Source organism: Rhodospirillales bacterium, from assembly GCA_016710335.1.
Lineage (GTDB): Bacteria > Pseudomonadota > Alphaproteobacteria > Rhodospirillales > Defluviicoccaceae > JADJXQ01.
The window spans coordinates 219,859-239,379 of sequence record JADJXQ010000024.1 but is presented as its reverse complement, the minus strand read 5'-3'; the positions used below and the strand labels follow the sequence as shown (position 1 = coordinate 239,379).

At 67.1% G+C, this 19,521-nt stretch carries 16 protein-coding genes; 11 read left to right on the top strand and 5 right to left on the bottom strand.

Annotation, left to right across the window (positions count from 1 at the left end):
• Positions 1-80 precede the first annotated feature (80 nt).
• Entirely contained in the window at positions 81-1,715 is a 1,635-nt protein-coding gene (xrtD, locus tag IPM60_16720; GenBank protein ID MBK8909453.1) for a VPLPA-CTERM-specific exosortase XrtD, read from the top strand.
• 42 nt (positions 1,716-1,757) lie between these two features.
• Complete coding sequence (locus IPM60_16715) at positions 1,758-4,196, top strand: tetratricopeptide repeat protein (protein ID MBK8909452.1); 2,439 nt, start codon at positions 1,758-1,760, stop codon at positions 4,194-4,196.
• A gap of 66 nt (positions 4,197-4,262) precedes the next feature.
• Here IPM60_16715 and apbC read toward each other — a convergent pair whose 3' ends face one another.
• The gene (gene apbC / locus IPM60_16710; GenBank protein ID MBK8909451.1) at positions 4,263-5,381 is read right to left on the bottom strand and encodes an iron-sulfur cluster carrier protein ApbC; all 1,119 of its coding nucleotides are present in this window, start codon (positions 5,379-5,381) and stop codon (positions 4,263-4,265) included.
• 266 nt (positions 5,382-5,647) lie between these two features.
• Between apbC and hflK the strand changes: the two genes are divergently transcribed.
• The 6 genes from hflK to IPM60_16680 all read left to right on the top strand — a co-directional run bounded on the left by hflK (position 5,648) and on the right by IPM60_16680 (position 12,317).
• On the top strand, positions 5,648-6,775 hold the full coding sequence (hflK, locus tag IPM60_16705; protein MBK8909450.1) for an FtsH protease activity modulator HflK: 1,128 nt from the start codon (positions 5,648-5,650) through the stop codon (positions 6,773-6,775).
• Positions 6,772-7,656, top strand: a complete 885-nt coding sequence (gene hflC / locus IPM60_16700) for a protease modulator HflC (protein ID MBK8909449.1) — start codon at positions 6,772-6,774, stop codon at positions 7,654-7,656. The genes hflK and hflC overlap by 4 nt, the downstream gene beginning before the upstream one ends.
• A gap of 82 nt (positions 7,657-7,738) precedes the next feature.
• Complete coding sequence (locus IPM60_16695; GenBank protein MBK8909448.1) at positions 7,739-7,924, top strand: DUF2065 domain-containing protein; 186 nt, start codon at positions 7,739-7,741, stop codon at positions 7,922-7,924.
• A 62-nt stretch (positions 7,925-7,986) separates the two neighbouring features.
• Positions 7,987-9,546: a DegQ family serine endoprotease gene (locus IPM60_16690; GenBank protein MBK8909447.1), complete on the top strand. Its 1,560-nt coding sequence runs from the start codon at positions 7,987-7,989 to the stop codon at positions 9,544-9,546.
• A gap of 154 nt (positions 9,547-9,700) precedes the next feature.
• A complete protein-coding gene (locus tag IPM60_16685; GenBank protein MBK8909446.1) occupies positions 9,701-11,080 on the top strand; it encodes a TrpB-like pyridoxal phosphate-dependent enzyme in 1,380 nt (459 codons plus the stop codon).
• On the top strand, positions 11,016-12,317 hold the full coding sequence (locus IPM60_16680) for a DUF1015 domain-containing protein (GenBank protein ID MBK8909445.1): 1,302 nt from the start codon (positions 11,016-11,018) through the stop codon (positions 12,315-12,317). Before IPM60_16685 ends, IPM60_16680 begins: the two co-directional genes overlap by 65 nt.
• Here the strand turns inward: IPM60_16680 and pyrE are convergent.
• A complete protein-coding gene (gene pyrE / locus IPM60_16675) occupies positions 12,314-12,901 on the bottom strand; it encodes an orotate phosphoribosyltransferase (GenBank protein MBK8909444.1) in 588 nt (195 codons plus the stop codon). The genes IPM60_16680 and pyrE overlap by 4 nt on opposite strands.
• 111 nt (positions 12,902-13,012) lie before the next feature.
• On the opposite strand from pyrE, the gene IPM60_16670 reads away from it, so the two are divergent.
• The 3 genes from IPM60_16670 to purE all read left to right on the top strand — a co-directional run bounded on the left by IPM60_16670 (position 13,013) and on the right by purE (position 17,858).
• The gene (locus IPM60_16670) at positions 13,013-14,269 is read left to right on the top strand and encodes a molybdopterin molybdotransferase MoeA (protein ID MBK8909443.1); all 1,257 of its coding nucleotides are present in this window, start codon (positions 13,013-13,015) and stop codon (positions 14,267-14,269) included.
• Positions 14,270-14,475: 206 nt separating this feature from the next.
• Positions 14,476-17,187 carry a PHB depolymerase family esterase gene (locus tag IPM60_16665; GenBank protein MBK8909442.1) on the top strand — a complete coding sequence of 904 codons (2,712 nt, stop codon included), beginning with the start codon at positions 14,476-14,478 and terminating at the stop codon, positions 17,185-17,187.
• Positions 17,188-17,360: 173 nt separating this feature from the next.
• Complete coding sequence (gene purE / locus IPM60_16660; protein ID MBK8909441.1) at positions 17,361-17,858, top strand: 5-(carboxyamino)imidazole ribonucleotide mutase; 498 nt, start codon at positions 17,361-17,363, stop codon at positions 17,856-17,858.
• Between the two features lie 57 nt (positions 17,859-17,915).
• Here purE and IPM60_16655 read toward each other — a convergent pair whose 3' ends face one another.
• The 3 genes from IPM60_16655 to IPM60_16645 all read right to left on the bottom strand — a co-directional run bounded on the left by IPM60_16655 (position 17,916) and on the right by IPM60_16645 (position 19,519).
• A complete protein-coding gene (locus IPM60_16655; GenBank protein MBK8909440.1) occupies positions 17,916-18,482 on the bottom strand; it encodes a demethoxyubiquinone hydroxylase family protein in 567 nt (188 codons plus the stop codon).
• A gap of 342 nt (positions 18,483-18,824) precedes the next feature.
• Positions 18,825-19,247 (bottom strand): DUF423 domain-containing protein, encoded by a 423-nt coding sequence (locus tag IPM60_16650; GenBank protein ID MBK8909439.1) that lies wholly within the window; start codon positions 19,245-19,247, stop codon positions 18,825-18,827.
• A gap of 26 nt (positions 19,248-19,273) precedes the next feature.
• Positions 19,274-19,519, bottom strand: a complete 246-nt coding sequence (locus IPM60_16645) for a DUF1178 family protein (protein MBK8909438.1) — start codon at positions 19,517-19,519, stop codon at positions 19,274-19,276.
• Between the last annotated feature and the right edge of the window lie 2 nt (positions 19,520-19,521).

Genomic DNA, 19,521 nt, shown 5'->3' with positions numbered 1-19,521 from the left:
CGAAGTGTGTTCCTTAATCGCAACGGTTGCGCTACCATCGGCCCAGCTTGGATGCTCGACAACAGACAACGGGATACGGAATGAGGCCGTCTACTGCCAATCCAGCATCGACGCCCGGCGTCGGCCGGGACGCCGCCGAGGCGCGGCATCACACGATCGGTTGGTTGCTGAGCGGGGCGGTGGTCATTGGGCTGTGCGTCGCCATCTTCTTCGACGGCGTCGCAAAGATGGTCAACGACTGGTCCCTGGATGAATACAGCCACGCCTGGCTGATCCCGTTCATCTCCGCGGCGCTGATCTGGCAGAAGCGCGGCGAGCTTGCCGCCGCCGGCATCCGACCGACCTGGACCGGTGTCCCCATCGTCGTCATCGGCCTTGCGGCCGGACTGTTCGGCGAGCTGAGCACGATCTTTGCGATCATTCAGTACGGCTTGTTGATCACCCTGTTCGGGGTCGTGGTCTCGAGTATCGGCTGGCGTGCGGTAAAGGTCATCTGGGCGCCGCTGGCGTACTTCATCTTTCTCGTGCCGTTGCCGACGTTCCTCTACCGGGGCCTCGCCAGCAACATGCAGCTCATCTCGTCAACCCTCGGCGTGGACATGATCCGCCTGATGGGGATCAGCGTGTTTCTGGAAGGCAACGTCATCGACCTCGGGATCTACAAGCTTCAGGTCGTCGAAGCCTGTTCGGGCTTGCGCTACCTTTTCCCGTTGATGAGCTTCGGCTTTCTGCTCGCCTACCTGTACAAGGGCCGCACGTGGGAAAAGATCCTGCTGTTCGTCTCCACCGGGCCGATCACGATCTTCATCAATAGTTTCCGCATCGCCGTCACAGGCGTCATCGTCGACCGGTTCGGGATCGAGACGGCGGAGGGATTCCTCCACTTCTTCGAAGGCTGGATCATTTTCATTTTCGGGGTCGGCCTTCTGTTTCTTGAGATGCTGCTTCTGGCGCGGCTCAGCGGGCGCACGGACTCGCTTGCAGACCTGCTCGAACTGCAATGGCAACGGCAGCAGCCGGCTTCGGGAACGGCGGCGGCCCCGCCGTGGCGGGCTCCACCCTACGTGGTCAACCTTGCATTGCTGGCAGTCATGACCAGCGTCGCCCTCATGCTGCCGGCGCGCGCCGAGGTAGTTCCACCGCACAGGAATTTCGCGACGTTTCCGATGCGCATCGACGACTGGCGCGGTCAGGAAGAGCCCATCGAGCAGGTCTATCTGAACGTTCTCAAGCTCGAGGACTACGTCCACGCAAACTACGTCGCTCCGGACGAGCGGGTCCCGGTGAACTTTTTTCTGGCGTACTACCCATCGCAGCGCAAAGGACATTCCGCGCACTCGCCCCGCTCCTGCATTCCCGGCGGCGGCTGGGAAATGATGCAGGTGGACCAGCGGCGGATCGACAACGTCGACGGCGCCGGCGGCGCCCTTTCCGTCAACCGCGTCGTCATCGCCAAAGGGACGCTGCAGCAGGTGGTCTACTACTGGTTCCAGCAGCGGGGCCGCCTGCTGACCAATGAATACGCCGTCAAGTGGATGATTTTCTGGGATGCCCTGACGCAGAACCGCACCGACGGCGCCATGATTAGGCTGGTCACCGCCGTGCATCCGGGAGAAAGCCCGGACGCTGCGGAAGCTCGGCTCGCAGATTTCGTGCGGGCGGTCTATCACCAGGTCGACGATTTCGTTCCGGGACAGGAGACCGCCGATGGCTGACCGTGCAGGACCCGGGACGCTGGCGGGGGGCATTGAAAGGTGATGAGCGCACGACACGCCGCGCCGCGACGTCTCCGTCGCATCGGCTGGCTGGCAACGATCGCCGTGCTGCTGCTCACCTTGGGCGTTGCCACCGCTTGCAGCGATCCCAAGCAGCGCGAGAGCGAATACATCGAGCGCGGCAAGGCGCTGTTCGAGGAAGGCGACCTGGTCAAAGCCAGGCTCGAATTCAAGAACGCGCTGCAGATCGATCCCAAGGGGATCGAGGCGCGCTACTACATGGGGCTGATCAACGAACGCGAAGGCCAATGGCAACGCGCGTTCTCGGCCTTCAAGTCTGTCGCGGAGCGGCAGCCTGATAACCTTCAGGCGCAGCTCAAAGTGGCGCAGTTCTATCTGGCCGCCAAGGAACTCGACTTGGCCGCGGCACAGGGCGACGTGCTCAAGTCGCTGTCGCCCGAAGACCCTGACGTCCTCGTGTTTCTGGCGACCCTGGCGCTCCGGCGGGATCAGGTCGACGACGCCATGGCCGGCGCCAAGGCTGCTCTTGCCCGCGATCCGGACCACACTGCGGCGCGCATTCTCCTGGTCCGGGTGTATCAGCGACAGGGCGACCCTGCAGCGGCGCTCGCCGCCCTCGACACGTTGCTTGCGAGCGAACCGGACAACGTCGCCTTCCTGTTGATGAAAGCCGGCATACTTCATGAGCAGGGACGCCAGGACGAAGTCGAGGCGATCTACCAGCGGCTCGCCGCAAAAGAGCCCGACAACTTCAGCTATCGCTTGGCGCTCGCCAATCTCCATGCGCAACAGGGACGCATCGACGATGCGGAAGCGGTGCTGCGCCAGGCGATTGCCGACGATGCCGGCGGCGCCCAATCGCGCCTCGCGCTGGTGAACCTGTTGCTGAACACCAAGGGGCGGGCCGCCGCCGAGGCCGAGTTGACGGACCTCATCGACAAGAATCCCGACCAGGCGGAGTACCCCGTCAAGCTGGCCGAAATCTATGCCAACAACGGCGAGATGGACCGGGCAACGGAGACCTTGCGCGCCCTGATCGACCGCACCGCGCCCGCAGCCGGCACCGCGCTGGCGCAGGGGGATCTGCCGATTCGCGTGGCGCTGGCCCGTCTCCACCTCCTCAACGACGATCCCGACGCCGCCGCACCGGTGATCGCAGAGGTTTTGGCGGCGGCTCCCAACAACGCGGACGCGCTCCTGATGCGAGCGTCGATCGCCCTGCAGAAGGGGGAGATCGACCCGGCAATATCCGACCTGCGCTCCCTGCTGCGCGACGACCCGGAGTCGGTGCAGGCCCTCCGGCTTCTGGCCCAGGCACAGATGCTGAACGGCGAACCGGAGATTGCCATGGATACCCTGAAGCGGGTCATCCAGTTGGCGCCCGCCGATACCGAAAGCCGCCAGCGCCTGGCTTCGCTCCTGGCTCAGCAGGGCAATCCGGACGCGGCGTTGAGGCTGCTGGACGAAGTGCTGGAGCAACAACCCGAGGCCGCCCCTGCGCTGCAATCCAAGGCGTCAATTCTCACCGCACAAGAAAAATGGCGCGAAGCGAAGGCGACTATCGATCGCCTTCTCCAGCTCCCAGACCAGCACGCTTCAGGCTACACGCTGCAGGGCGCCTACCATCTCGGCCGCGGTGAATACGAGGATGCGCTCGCCTCGTTCAACGCAGCTCGCGATGCCGCGCCACGGGCGGCGGAACCGCTGACCGGCGCCGTCCAGGCGTATCTCCTTCAGGGCAAATCGGAAGACGCGGCGGCGTACTTGCGGGCGCTGATCGCAGACGACGGCGACAACGCAGTCGCGCACAATCTGCTCGGCGAGGTGCTGTTGCGCCTCGACCGACCGGAAGAGGCGGTCCAGTCGTTCCAGAACGCCATCGCACATTCCAGCGGCTGGTCGGTGCCGCACAGCAACCTCGGACGCCTTTACGCCAGCGAGGGCCGGATCGACGCGGCAGTCGAGGCGTTCCGCTCGGGCGTCGCGGAAATGCCGAACAGCGTCGAGCTGCTTCTCGGGCTTGCGGAGACGCTCGAAAAGAGCGGCCAATACGACGAAGCCGCCGCCACCTACGAGACCATCCTGGCGCAAGACCCGAGCATCGACATCGCCGCCAACAACCTTGCCGCGCTGATCGCCGATTACCGCAATGACGATCCCGACCAGTTGCAGCGCGGATTGAGTTTGGCGAGGCGGTTCGAGAACTCCACCAATTCCCTGTTCGTCGATACGCTCGCTTGGCTGCAGTACCGAACCGGGGAGCTTCGCCTTGCCCGCGTCAACCTGGAGCGCGCCATCGCGCTGGATTCGACGGTGCCTCAACTGCACTATCATCTCGGCATGGTGCTACACGCACTGGGCGAAGACCAACTGGCGCGCGCCGCTCTGGAAAAGGCGACGAGCGGCGACGCCCGATACCCCGGCATCGACGAGGCCCGCCAGACGCTCGAACAGCTCTGAGGGCGTCGTCTTGCGAGTTTTTGCGCAGCGAACTCGGGCAAAAATATATGGCCGGCTGCTGCCCCTCTATTGGATGACGATGCGGGGCGCTGCCTCGGCTTGTTGGCGGCTGCTCTCCCCGATCCTCTCCCACAGGTTGTCGGCGATCGCCATGTAGGCGCGCGCATGTTCGCTCTCAGGGTCCTGCACGACGATGGGCGTGCCCTCGTCCGACGTTTCGCGAATGGCCATGTGCAGCGGGATTTCGCCCAGGAACGGCATGCCGAGCCGGTCGGCTTCAGACCTGGCGCCGCCGTGCCCGAAGATTTCCGAGCGATGGCCGCAGTTCGGGCACAAGAAATAGCTCATGTTCTCGATCAACCCCAACACCGGCACATCCACCTTGCGGAACATGTTGAGCCCCTTGCGGGCATCGATCAGGGCGATGTCCTGGGGTGTGGAGACGATGACCGCGCCGGCGAGCGGCACCCGCTGCGCCATGGTCAACTGGGTGTCGCCGGTGCCCGGCGGCATGTCGACCACCAGCACGTCAAGCTCTCCCCAGTTGACGTCCCGCATCATCTGCTCGAGCGCAGACTGAACCATCGGGCCACGCCACACCAGCGGCGTTTCCTCTTCGACAAGGAACGCCATCGACATGGCCTTGATCCCGAATTTCTGGATCGGATCGAGCCGCACGCCGTCCGATGACGTGGGTCCGCCGCTGACGCCCAGCAACCGCCGCATCGACGGCCCGTAGACATCGGCGTCGAGCAGTCCGACGGCGTGGCCGCGAGCGCTGAGCGCCAGCGCGAGGTTGACGGCGGTGGTCGATTTGCCGACCCCGCCCTTGCCGGAGGCGACGGCGACGATGGCGCCCACGCCCGGCATGAGCGCCGCGGCCTGCGGTTGCGGCGCAGCGGCGGGCTTTCCAGCGGGAGGACGGGTGGCGCCGGCGCGCTCGGCGGTCAGCACCACCTGCGCCGTCAGCACACCCGGCAACCGATGCACCACCTGTTCCGCCTGCCTGCGAACGTCCTCCAGGAGCGGACCGCGCTCCGGGTCCACCTCCAGCGACAAGGCGACGTGGCCGCTTTTGATCTGCAGTCCCTTGACCATGCCGAGGCTGACCACATCCCGCTTGCGGTCAGGATCGAGGATGCAGCTCAGCGCACCGAGAACCTGTTCTTCCGTAACGTCAGCCATTGTACCGAGAATCCTTGTCTTGTTTGTGCGATTGCCGTGCGAAGAGACTTACTGCGGTCGATCCCGCAGCGCGTCCGCGTTGCACCGCCCGGCAAGCTGTCCTATAAGGCAGGCAGTGCGCCCCGCACATCACTATATCGTGGAGATATGGCACCAGCGGCGTGCATCGCCAAGATGAGCGCCGGTGTGAGCCGTCCAGATCAGTGAGCCGCCGTCCACGGCGACGCGGCAGACGCGAGACCTTCAGACAGGAGTGACGCACGAGAATGGCGTGGAATCCAAAAGGTGGGCCTTGGGGCAGCGGTGGTGGAGGTGGAGGGCCATGGGGAACCGGCCCGTCAACACCGCCGCCTCCGGATGTGGAAGAGATGCTTCGCCGCACCCAGGAGCGCTTCAAGCGCCTTCTGCCCGGCGGAGTAGGAGGCGGGCGGGGCCTTGTCCTGTTGGTCGCCGCGGCGCTCGGGATCTGGTTGATTACCGGTTTCTACCGCGTACAGCCCGGCGAGCAGGGTATCGAACTCCTGTTCGGCAAGTTCGTCAAGATCACCGCTCCGGGCCTCAACTACTGGCTGCCGGCGCCGATCGGCGACGTCATCTTGACCAACGTCGAGCGCACCAATCAGATCACCGTCGGCTACCGCTCGCCCAGCGATACCGGTCGCACCGGCCGCAAGATCAAGGTGCCCGAGGAAAGCCTGATGCTGACCGGCGACCAGAACATCATCGATGTCGAGTTCGTGGTGCAGTGGCGCATCAAGGACGCCGCGAACTATCGCTTCAACATTCGCGAGCCGGAAGCGACTGTGAAGATCGCCGCGGAGAGCGCTATCCGGGAGGTGATGGGCCAGACGCCGCTGGAGGGCGCGTTGACCAATCAGCGCCCCGAAGTCGAGGCAAAGACACGGGATCTGCTGCAGGGCATTCTCGATAGTTACGCCTCCGGCATCCTGATTGTGGCCGTCAAGCAGCAGGAAGTGAACGCGCCGGCCGCGGTCATCGACGCGTTCGACGAAGTCCAGCGCGCGCGGCAGGATCAGGAACGGCTGATCAACGAAGCGCGGCTTTACCGCAACGACATCGTGCCCCGCGCGCGGGGCGAAGCCGAAAGGGTCATCCAACAGGCCACGGCCTACAAGGACAAGGTGGTTCGCGACGCCGAAGGCGAGGCGCAGCGTTTCGTCTCGGTGTACGATGCCTATTCCAAGGGCCAGGAAGTGACCGCGCGCCGCCTTTACCTGGAGCGCATGCAGGATATTCTCGGCGACACGCAAAAGATCATCATCGATCAGGGCGCCGCCGGCTCCGGCGTGGTTCCGTATCTTCCGCTCCCGGAGATCCAGAAAAGACAACTAGGTCAGCAAACTGAACAAACCAACCGGGGGGCCGACCGATGAAGCAAACCAGGCTCTTCATGCTCGGCATCATCGTCGTCGTTCTAGGCATCCTGGCGTTCAGCGCACTGTTCACCGTGCACCAGACGGAGCAGGCGCTGATCCTGCAGTTCGGCAACCCGGTTCGGGTCATCAAGGAGCCCGGCCTGCACGTCAAGGTCCCGCTCATCCAGAACGTCGAGTACTTCGACAAACGCATCCTGGCGCTGGATCCGGAGCCGGAAGAGATCCTGCTCACCGACCAGAAGCGCATCCGCGTCGACGCGTTCGCCCGATTTCGCATCATCGACCCGCTCGAGTTCCGTAAACGCGCCGTGACCACGGCGAACTTCATCAATCTGTTCGGACGGCTTCTGAATTCGGCGGTGCGATCGGAGGTGGCGCAGGTGTCGCTCGCCGACATGCTGTCGTCGAAGCGAAGCGAAATCATGAGCCACATCAACGACGATCTGAGATCCCAGGCGCCAAACTTCGGCATCGAGGTCGTCGACGTGCGCATCGGCCGCACCGACCTTCCTGAAGTCACCAGCGATGCCGTCTACAGCCGGATGCGCTCCGAACGCGAGGCTCAGGCCGCCCAATTGCGAGCGGAAGGAGAGGAACAGAAGGCGGAGATCCAGGCAAATGCTGAGCGGGAACGCACGGTCATCCTTGCAGACGCCAACAAGATCTCTCAGATCCTGCGCGGCGAGGGCGATGCGGCAAGAACGAACGTGCTCAACGACGCCTATGGGCGCGACCCTAGCTTCTTCGATTTCTATCGTTCTTTGGAAGCGTACACGGCGTTGAAAGGCGACGACACCACGATGATCCTGTCGCCGGACGCTGACTTCTTCCGCTATTTCTTCAATGAAGCCGGCGCGAAGCCGCAGACCCAGCAGTGATGCCCGACTGCGAGGCGCTGAAGAATGCGGCGCAATTTGAGCCTCCGGGCGATCGGGCGACGGAGCGGGGTGGCGGAGCCGCATGGTTGATCTGGTCGTGGCATTGGGCCTTGCGATGACCCTGGAGGGCATCGCCTACACGCTTTTTCCGGATGCGATGAAACGCCTTATGGCGCAAATTCTGGCGCACCCGTCCCACAGCCTGCGGAGTGCTGGCCTCGTCGCCGTCGTATTCGGCGTCATGCTGGTGTGGATGGTCAAAGGCTGAATTTCCTGGGGACGCCACCCCAACAGAAGCGCGATGACGGCGCGCAGGGCGGAGACATGACAATGGCAAACCAACTATTCGCACCGGTAAGCCCGTCCGCGATCATCCGCCGCCCGGCAGGCGCGGCGCAGGTGCGGGGAGTGCCCGCCGCGATCGCGAGGCGCTGGGTCGGCATCGGGCTCGCCGTGCTTGCGGCCTTCATCGTTGCGACAGGCCCTCGGGCTTCGACCGCACGCACCGCACCGGAGAGCTTCGCAGAACTTGCCGACCGTCTGTTGCCGTCGGTCGTCAACGTGTCGACGACCCAGTCGCTGGAGGGCCAGCCTGGCCTTGAGTTGCCCGTGCCGCCGGGCTCGCCGTTCGAGGAGTTCTTCAAGGAGTTCCTGGAACGAGGCCAGCCGCCGCAAATGCGCCAGAGCACGTCGCTCGGCTCCGGGTTCATCATCGACGCCGGCGGCTACATCGTCACCAACAACCACGTCATCCAGGACGCGGATGAGGTGACGGTCGTACTCCACGACGAGACGCGGCTGCAGGCGGAGGTGATCGGGCGCGACTCCAAGACCGACATCGCCGTGCTCAAGGTCGATCCGCCAACCGAGCTGTTCGCTGTCCGTTTCGGCGATTCCGAAAAATCGCGGGTAGGCGACTGGGTGGTGGCGATCGGCAACCCGTTCGGCTTCGGCGGCACTGTGACCGCCGGCATCATCTCGGCCCGCGGCCGCGACATCCACGCCGGGCCGTACGACAACTTCCTGCAGACCGACGCGTCCATCAACCGCGGCAATTCCGGCGGGCCGATGTTCAATCTCGACGGAGAAGTCATCGGTATCAACACCGCGATCTTCTCGCCCTCGGGCGGAAGCATCGGGATCGGTTTCGCCATCCCCACCAGCACCGCCCAGCCGGTCATCCGCCAACTCATCGAACACGGTCAAGTGCGGCGCGGCTGGCTCGGCGTGCGGATCCAGACCGTGACCGAAGAACTGGCCGAAAGCCTGGGTCTCGATGATGCGCGCGGCGCCCTCGTCGCGGACGTGATCGCCGAGGGGCCCGCGGAGAAGGCGGGCATCCAGCGGAGAGACGTTATTCTCGAGTTCAACGGCAAGGATGTCGACGAGATGCGGGCGCTGCCGCGCATCGTCGCCGATACGGAAGTCGGCAACACCGTCCCCGTCAAGGTGTGGCGCGATGGCAAGGACATGGAACTCGAAGTCGAAATCGGCTCGCTGGAGGAGGGCGAGAAGACATTGGCCGAGAGCGGCGCGCAGGGGACACCCGGCGGCAAGGACATGGAACTGCAGAGGCTGGGAATGAGCCTCGCTGAAATCGACGCCAAGCACATCGAGACGTACCAGTTGGCGGAAGGAGCAAAGGGGGTCGTCGTCACCGATGTCGATCCCGCGGGCGCAGCGAGCGAAAAGGGGATTCGGCCGGGCGACGTGATCGTCGAAGTCAGCCAGGAGTCGGTCAGTACGCCGCGCGAGGTCGCAGAGAAAGTCGAAGCGGCGGCGGAAGCCGACCGTAAGACCGTCCTGCTGCTGGTGGAGGGCTCGACCGGCTTGCGTTTCGTCGCTTTGCGCCTCGACGACAAGCCCGACCAGAAACCCGACAAGGAATAGGCGAGCAGGTTGACCTAACCGGATCCACTGAGAGCACCGCGAAGCGGATGCGCGGCACCCCGATACCTGAGGACGGGTTGTCTCCGGACTGCCGGTTCGGCTCCGCCTCCTCGCATTGATGACAGAAGAGAACAGAGCGCGCCGTGAAGCAGGCATGAAGAGCACGACGAACGAGACGACCAAATACGGCTTGGCCGACGACCGCTTGCCGCGGTTCTGGTATAACATCGCGGCGGACCTGCCGCAGGCAATGCCGCCGGTGCTGCATCCGGCGACGCGTGCGCCGGTCGGCCCGCACGACCTTGCGCCGCTGTTCCCGATGGCGCTGATCGCCCAGGAGGTATCGACAGAGCGCGACATCGAGATCCCGGAGCCGGTCCGCGAGGTCTACAAGCTGTGGCGCCCGACCCCGCTCCATCGCGCCCGCCGTCTGGAGCAGGCTCTCCAGACGCCGGCGCGCATCTACTACAAGAACGAGGGCGTGAGCCCGTCTGGCAGCCACAAGCCCAACACCGCCGTCCCGCAGGCATTCTACAACAAGGCGGAGGGCACCCGCCGCCTCACCACTGAAACCGGCGCCGGCCAGTGGGGCACGTCACTGGCCTTTGCCGGCAGCGTGTTCGGCCTCGACGTCGACGTCTACATGGTCAAGGTTTCTTTTCAGCAGAAGCCGTATCGTCGCGCCGCCATGCAAGCATACGGGGCGCGCTGCGTCGCCAGCCCGAGCACGGAGACCGAGGCTGGTCGCCGCGTCCTGGAAGCGCATCCGGACTCTACCGGCAGCCTCGGGATCGCCATCTCCGAGGCGGTCGAGATGGCCCGCCAGCGGGACGATACCCGTTACGCGCTCGGCAGCGTCCTCAACCACGTGCTGCTGCACCAGACGGTGATCGGGCTCGAGGCAATCGAGCAGATGGCCATGGCTGGGGACGAGCCGGACATCCTCATCGGCTGCACCGGCGGCGGCAGCAACTTCGGCGGCCTGGTGTTCCCGTACCTCGCTCGGCAGCTCCGGGGCGGGCGCACTTACCGGATCATCGCCACTGAGCCGACCTCTTGCCCGACCTTGACCCGCGGTGTCTATGCCTACGATTACGGTGACACCGCCCACCTGACGCCGCTGATGAAGATGCGCACCCTTGGCTCCGGCTTCATGCCGCCCGGCATCCACGCCGGCGGGCTCCGCTATCACGGCATGTCGCCGCTTTTGAGCCATGCCATGGACCTCGGCCTGTTCGAGGCGCGCGCCCTCAAGCAGACGGACTGTTTCGCGGCCGGCGTGTTGTTTGCCCGCGCCGAAGGCATCATTCCGGCGCCCGAGGCCAACCACGCCGTGCGGGCGGCGATCGACGAAGCGCTGGCGTGTAAGCGGGACGGCACCGCCAAGACCATCCTCTTCAATCTCTCCGGCCACGGCCACTTTGACATGCAGGCCTACGCCGACTACTTCGCCGGCAAGCTGACCGACGATGCCGAGCAAGAGTCCGCTCTCGCAGCGTCGCTCGGCGACCTCCCGGCCGTGGCCGCGGAATGACGGCCTCAGGGCGGTGGTCAACGTGACCGCGCTGCTGATCAAGCCCTTCGCCGCCCTGCGCCCGGCGCCCGGTCGCGCCGACGAGGTGGTTGCGCCGCCGTATGACGTTATCACCACCGAGGAGGCGCGGGCGCGCGCCGCGCATCGCCCATGGGATTTCCTCCACGTCTCCCGGCCGGAGATCGATCTCCCGGCGGGCGCCGATCCCCATGGCGACGACGCCTATGCCGGCGCGGCAGCAGCGTTTCGGCGCATGCAGGAGGAAGGCGTGCTGATCCGCGACCCGGAGCCCGCATTCTACGCCTACCGCATCACCGACGGCGGGCACGTGCAGACCGGCCTCGGCGCTGCCGCCTGCGTGCCGGCCTACGCCGATGGCCGCATCCGCCGCCACGAGTTGACGCGCCCGGCGAAGGAACAGGACCGTGCCCGACAGATCGCCGCCGTGGGCGCCCACACCGGCCCCGTGTTCGTGGTGCATCGTCCGAATGCGGTGGTCTCGGCGGCGCTGGACGCGGCGACCGCGCGGGCGCCGGATGCGGATGTCGCGCTGGATGGGGCCCGGCATCAGGTGTGGGCGATCGAAGCCGCGGCTGCGATGTCCGGTCTCGCTCAAGCGTTCGAGGCAATGGCGCGGCTTTACGTCGCCGATGGGCACCATCGCGCCGCCGCCGCGGTGCGTGTCCATGCCGCTCGCCCGGCGGCGGACCGGTTTCTCGTGGTCAGCTTTCCGGCCGACCAGGTGCGCATCCTCGACTACAACCGCGTTGTTCGCGACCTCAAGGGGATGACGCCCGAGGCGTTCGTTGAAGCGGCGCGGGCGCGCTTCGATGTGGAACCCTGCGACCACCCTGTCCGTCCCGACCGGGCCGGGGTGTTCGGCATGGTCGTCGGCGGCGGCTGGCATCGCCTCGCATCCCGCTCCGGCGCCAGCGAGGCGGCGGGGCCGCTGGCCCGTCTGGATGTCACTCGCCTCACCGAGGATCTGCTGGCGCCCGTTCTTGGGATCGGCGATGTGCGCACCGATCCGCGCATCGACTTCGTCGGCGGCAGCCGCGGCCTCGAAGCCCTGGACTCGATGGTCCGGTCGGGTGACTGGGCCGTTGCCTTCTCGCTTCATCCCACGTCGCTCGACGACCTCATGGCCGTCGCCGACGCCGGCGAGGTGATGCCCCCCAAGTCCACGTGGTTCGACCCCAAACTCGCCGACGGCCTCCTGTCGCTGCCGCTGGATTAGGCGCCTGCCGCCTCGGCGAAGTCGTCGCGGGTGAACAGGGCGGCGAGGTCGATGCCGTGGGCGGCGAGGTTACCGCGGGCGCCTTCCAGGCGGTCGATGATGGTGATGGCTCGGTCGACATGCCCGCCCGCCGCACGGACCGCCTCGGCCGCCCGCAACGTTGCTGCGCCGGTGGTCGTGACGTCCTCCAACAGCACGACCCGCGCCCCTGCCTCGAAGTAACCCTCAATCACGTTCTGGGTGCCGTGCTCCTTGACCTCCTTGCGGACGAAGAACCCGCGGATCGGGCGGTTGGGGAAGCTCCTGGCGCATACCGCGGCAACGATCGGGACGGCGCCCAGCGCCATGCCGCCCACACAATCGAAGGTTTCACCGCGGAGCCTCTCCAGCATCTCGTCCGCAATGAGCGCCGCGCATTCCGGGTCGAACAGGGGCTTCTTCACGTTGAAATAGAGGGTGCTGGTCCGCCCGGACGCCAAGGTCATCTCCCGCCCGGTGATCAACGCCTCGGCGGCGAGCAGCAGCCGCAACCGTTCGTGCCGCCGAGCGGTCCCGTCGTCCGATGGTGATGATGTCGCAGCCACCTCAAGCTCCTTCCCGATCCGATTCCAGAACGTCGATCCGCTACGGGTGGGATACACTGTGGCGTATGGCCTTGGCCACCACCGCTTGATCGGGAGCAACCGGTTGTCGCGATGACCCAGTTGAGTGACGACTGCTTTGCGTTCGGCGCGACGCTAATGCCGCTCGAAGATGCGCTAGCGCTGATCGATGCGCGCGTCACGACGGTCGTCGGGGCGGAGCCGGTCCGGTTGCGCCATGCCGCCGGCCGCATTCTGGCGGAGGACGTCGTCGCTCATCACAGCGTCCCGCCCCACGACAACGCCGCTGTCGACGGCTACGCTGTGCGCCACGCCGATCTTGCCAACGACGCCGAGACGCGGCTCCGGATCGCTGGCCGCGCCGCCGCGGGTCATCCCTACGCGCCGCCGGTCGGCGCCGACGATGCGGTGCGCATCTTCACCGGCGCGCCGATGCCGGCCGGCGCCGACACGGTGTTGATGCAGGAGGACTGCCGGGCGGACGGCGACGCCGTGGCGATCCCGCCCGGTATCAAGCTCGGCGCCAACCGCCGTCGCGCCGGCGAGGACGTCAAGGCCGGCGGCACGGTGCTGACCTGCGGCCAGCGGCTGCGCCCCCAGGATGTCGGCCTCGCCGCGGCGGTCGGCCGGAGCGACCTCACCGTCTATCGCCCGCTGCGGGCGGCAGTGTTCTCCACCGGCGACGAACTGTCGGAGCCCGGCGACGCGCTGCCCCCCGGCGGCATCTGCGACTCCAACCGATACGCACTGATGGCGATGCTGGAGGGCCTCGGCGCCATCGTCACCGATCTCGGCATCCTCCCGGACCGGTATCGTGACATCCGCGACGCCCTCGCCATGTCCGCCGCCGGGCACGACCTTGTCGCCACCTCCGGCGGCATGTCGGTGGGCGAGGAGGATCACGTCAAGGCCGCCGTGCAGACGCTCGGCTCGCTTCATTTCTGGCAGTTGGCGATCAAGCCCGGGCGACCGATCGGGCTCGGCCAGATCAGCGGTGTCCCGTTCGTCGGCCTTCCCGGCAACCCGGTGGCGATGATGGTGACCTTCATGCGCATCGCGCGGCCGATGATCCTCGGCCTCGCCGGTTGCACTGACCGGGCACCGCACGTCTACACGGTTTCTCTTGGCGAAGCGGTGAAGAAAAAGGCCGGACGGCGCGAGTGGATGCGCGCCCGCCTCCGCACCGCGCACGACGGGAGCCTGGTTGCGACCCGATCCGCACGCCAAGGCTCCGGCATCCTGTCCTCCCTCGTACAGGCCGACGGGCTCATCGAGCTTTCCGAGGACGTAACCGACCTGCCAGCCGGCGCCGCGGCGGACTTTCTGCCGTTCCAGGAACTTCTCCGCTAAGGCCGTTCGTCCGAGACCCTCACCGTCGTCAACGGCCCCTGCGGGCCCCTGCAGCCCGCGGGCGATGGCGCCGTGGATTTTCGGCGCGCGAGCGAAATGGCACGTCGCACCCCCTTGCACCGCCGCCGGCACGGCCCATTTATCAGTAGTCGCCACTTACTTAAAAACTTGTGGCGCTCGGTGGATGGATGCTGCAGGATAGATCCATGGCGAAACCCCTCAGACGCTATGAGTTCAGCGAACGGCTCGCCGATATCCTCGGCCTCTCGCGCCGCGATCTTCGCTTCCGCGTGACTTTGCTGGTCTCGGACGGACTGGTGCCGCCGGGACCCCGCGGACCGGGCTCGCCGCCGGCGACATCGCGCTACGCCGCCGACCTCCTGATCGCGGCGATGGCGGCGCCGCAGCAATCCTACACCGTAGAGGCGATACGCTGTTATCGGGAGCTCCACTGCGCCGGATCGGCGACCGAGGACGCCGCGCCCCGCGTCACCCTGGGCGCACCCGGCACGGCCCTCGGCACACACCATCGCCCGGGCGATCAGCCCGACCTGCGGCTGCTCGCCGACCGCCCGAGTTTCGGCGAGGCCGTGATCCGCCTGCTCGACCAGGCAAGGGACGGGCCGGCGCGCACGGCGCTGGCCATGACCGTGTTCGGCATCTGGATCAGCCGCGGCTTCCCGGTCGCCGCCGTGCAGTTCGTGGCCGGCAAAGCCGGGCGCCGCGGCATCGTCACCCAGCGCTTCGAATTGCCCGAAGGCGGCCGTCCGCCCTCGTGGCTCGATCCCAGCCGGGGCGGAACCGCCGACCCGGGCCTGTTCCACACCGTCTTCCTGCCGATCGGCAAGATTCTGCAAATCGGCGACCTCACGAGCCCAGACGACGAAAGGAGTCCTCCGATGCTCGACCTCGGCCCCGCCCTCTCCCATATCGCCAAGCTCACCCGCGACGGGCGCAACAGCGGCCGCTGGGAGTCGTTTCTCGCCACGGCCCGAGCCGCGCGCGCCGCGGCGGAAAAGCTGGATGCCCGCTCCAGCCGCCTCGTCGAGGTGACCAATTTCGGCTCCAACCCCGGCAACCTCCGAATGCAGACCTACCTGCCGGAGACTATGGCAGACCCGGCGCCGCTGGTTGTCGTCCTGCACGGGTGCACCCAGACCGCCGCCTCCTACGACTACGGCGCCGGATGGACGGCATTGGCCGACCGCTACGGCTTCGCGCTCCTGTTGCCGGAACAGCGCCGCAGCAACAATCCGCTCCGCTGTTTCAATTGGTTCCGCAGCGAAGATATCGAGCGGGACGGCGGCGAGCCGCTGTCGATCCGCCAGATGGTCGACCGCATGATCGCCGACCAGGGCATCGACCCCTCCAAGGTCTACGTCACCGGCCTGTCGGCCGGCGGCGCCATGACGTCCGTAGTTCTGGCCACGCACCCTGACGTGTTCGCCGGCGGCGCCATCGTCGCCGGTGTCCCCTATCGCTCCGCCAACGGCCTGCAGGAGGCGTTCGAGACCATCTTCCAGGGCAAGAGCCGTCCGGCCGAAGAGTGGGGCGACCTGGTGCGGAACGCCTCCCCCCACCGCGGCGCCTGGCCAAAGGTCTCGGTATGGCATGGGGATGCGGATGGCACCGTCAAGCCGGTCAACGCCGAGGAGATCATCAAGCAGTGGACCAATGTGCATGGGCTGAGGGCGGTGCCGACCGTGGAGACGATGATCGACGGCTGCCCGCGCCGCTTGTGGCGCAACGCCGAGGGTCACGACCTGGTCGAGGCAGTCACCGTGCCCGGCATGGCGCACGGGCAGGCGGTCAGTGCCGGCGGCCCGGAGGCCTGCGGCAACGCCGCGCCCTTCTTCCCTGACATGGGCGTGCCGTCCGCCAGCCACATCGCCCGCTTCTGGGGGCTCACGGACGCCGACCCGGCGACCCGCCGGCCGACCCGGCGCCCGTCCGCCAAACCGTCCGCGGATCCGGCGCCTCAGCCGGCGAAGCCTCGAGCTGATCCCGTGCCGGTCGCCGCAGCCAGCACCGCGACCGCCGGCGCCGGCGCCGGTGAGGATGCGCCACTGCACGCGGAGACGAACGAGCCGGCGGCGACCCCGCAGTCCGCGCCACCGCCAACGCTCGACCTGCAGGCGATCCTCACCAGATCGTTCCAAGGCACAAGCCGCCGGGAAGGTGCGGGTCCGCAAGCGGATTCCGCGGCCCATGCCGCCCCGTTCGGCGGGATCGATGTCCAAGACATAATCGCCAAGTCGTTCGAAGCGGCAGGCTTGCTCAAGGGCGAGCGCGGCGTTCGCCGGGGGAGACCCAGCGGTGCGCCGCTCGGCATCGACATTCCCGGCATCCTCGCGACCTCGTTCGAGGCCGCCGGCCTGCTCAAGGGCGCCCGCAGCAGCGCGGAGAGCCAGACAAGAGTGGCGGCCGACGCCGCGGCCCAACCCCCACAAGGCCCGAGCGGCTCCGGCTGGGAAGGCCGAGGCTGGGAGGCGCTGGCGGGCGAAGGCGGCCCGGCCGGCGGCGGTCCGCTGCTGTTCGGCCACGCGGTTTCGGGCGCCGGCAGCGAGGTCGGCAACCGGGTGCGGACCGTCTCGTGCAGGATGACCCTCGGCGATTCGCCCCGTCTCAGCTACGCCCGGCGGTTGGACCTGAACGCCGCGGTCAACATGTTCACGAAGGCGGCGTTCACCGTGCTCGTCGACGGTATCGTCGTCGACGAGGCGTCGGCGGTCGGCCTCGATTACGCCGAACCCGAATGGATCGAACAGGCCGAAGTCGATCTTGCCCGCTTCGCCGGCCGCACGGCGACGGTGAGCTTCGAAGTTTCAGCGCGCTCCAACGTCTACGCCGAAGTCTCGGCCAAAGCGTGGCTCCGCGACATCAAGGTGATCGACGCGGTCGCCGCCGGCGGAAACTGAGAATGCGGCCAATGTGACCACGGGGCGTGATCGGGCGGTGCGGCGGCGTCCTCCCCGCCGCACCGCCCCCTCGTCGCCCAAGCAACTCCCGCTGACGCATTTGCGTCGCGCCGGGAGCGCCGTATACTCCGCGCCGCTTACGTCAGCGACACGACCAATTCGGAGGAACAGCAATGACCAGCGAGCCTGTCGTCGGCATCATCATGGGCAGCCCGTCCGACTGGCCGACCATGCGCCATACTGCCGACACGCTTGGCAAGCTGGGCATCGGCTGGGAGGCGCGGGTGGTCTCCGCGCACCGCACTCCCCAGCGCCTGCACGACTACGCGAGCGCGGCAAAGGGGCGCGGCCTCAAGGTGATCATCGCCGGCGCCGGCTTGGCGGCGGCGCTGCCCGGATCGGCCGCAGCCCTGACACCCCTGCCGGTTCTCGGGGTGCCGATGGAGGGCAAGTTGATGGGCGGGCTGGACGCGCTCCTGTCCATCGCGCAGATGCCGCCCGGCGTACCGGTCGGCGCCCTTGGTGTCGGCCGTCCCGGCGCCATCAACGCGGCCCTTCTCGCGGCCGCCATCCTGGCGCTCGCCGATCCGCCGCTCGCCGACCGCCTCGACGCCTTCCGCGCCGAGCAAACCGCCGCCGTCCCCGAGCACCCGGATGACGCCGCGGCCTGAAGCCTCCGTCACACGGAGCGCGGAACCGTTATTGTGAGTCCGGATGGCGGTCCGGACCTAGATGCGCTCCGACAGCCAGATTGCCGCGCGCGAGCCACGCTTGATCAGCGCCGTCAGCGGCCGGTAGGCGGGGGATTGGGCGGCGCCGTGCGCGACGGCCGTATCCCGGTGCTCCAGTTCGTCGTCGCGGAAGCGCTGGCAGATACCGCGGAGTTCCGCCTCGTCTTCGCCCAGTAGGGCGACCTGCTTCGCGTAATGCTCGTCGATGACGTCCTCGACCGCCACCGTACAGGCCATCGCCGCCTTCGGCCCCATCAGGGCTGTCGCGGCGCCCAGCGCGAACCCGGCGACATGCCACAGCGGCTGCAGCGCCGTCGGCCGCGCCCGCCGTTTGCCAATCAGTTCGTTGAAGGTGGCGAGGTGCTCCCGCTCCTTCACCGCCATGCTCCGGATGACCGGCCCGGCCCGCGTGCGTCCGAGGACGCTGAGCTGCCCCTCGTAGATGCGCACGGCCCCGTATTCGCCGGCCTGATCGACGCGGATGATCCGATCCACCAGCCTCTCCCGGCTCAGATCCCCCGGCAGGCGGCCGCTCCTCGGCGTCGTTTCGGCAATCCCGCTCATGATCTCCAGTCTATCACCTGCCGCGACCGGCGACGAGCCGCAGTGTTGCGCGCGTTGCAAGCCGGCGACGCCAGCGGGGCGACCTCGACACCGGCGGGCGCCTTTGGGCCGGAACAGCCGCCATGCTTCGCGTCCTGAAGCGCCCGGTTGCCGGCGGAGGCGCTCAGGGGTCCTGCCGGTTTTGTTGGTCGAGCCACTCCCAACTGCCGCCACCACGACGCGCTGGACCGCTGTTCAAGGAAAAAGACGTGTTGGTGCATGCCGAGATTGCGCATGCCGCCAAGACCAGGGCGGCGATCGTCCATGATGTGCGCGCCGGCATGGCAGTGTCCCTCGACCAGTTCAGTTCCCAGCCTCATATATGTTGCCGCCGTGGATGGTGCGAGCGCCGCCGAGCGCGGCGACAGCGGCGACGATCATCAGCAGCAGCCAGCCGGCCATCAGCAGCATGCCGCCGACGGGAGCGGCGCCGCGGATCAGCAGCGTGTCGGCGAGGACGAGCCAGTAGAGGGTGCCGGAAAACAGCACGAGGCCGAGCAGGAAGCAGGCGCCTGCGGCGTGGACGAGGACGCGGGTTACCCGGTTTCCGCCCGTCGCCAGCCACGCCACGGTCAGCATCGCCAGCCCGTGCACCATCTGGTTGAACGAGGCGATCTCGAACATCTTCTGCAGGGCGGGCTCGCTCGCCAAGGCGTGCCAGCCATAGGCGCTGGCGCCGACGGCGATCAGGCCGTTGAGGCTTCCGAGAAACAGCCAGAGAGGCATGGTCGCGCGGCTCTGTCCCGCCGGCGTTACTCGCCACCCATCATCGCGCAGCCGCCGGGCGCGCAGGCGGGAAGGCCGCACGGGCCGGCCGGTTGCGGCGCGGCTGCGCCGCTGTTGATGCGCGGCGCGGACAACGCTTTGGCGACATGGGAATCGCCGCACTTGGGGCAGGCAACCGCACCAGCCTCCATCTGCTCGGCCGACTCTGCGCCGGAGGAGAACCATTCCTCGAAGGTGTGGCCGTTCCGGCATTGCAAATCATAGACGATCATGG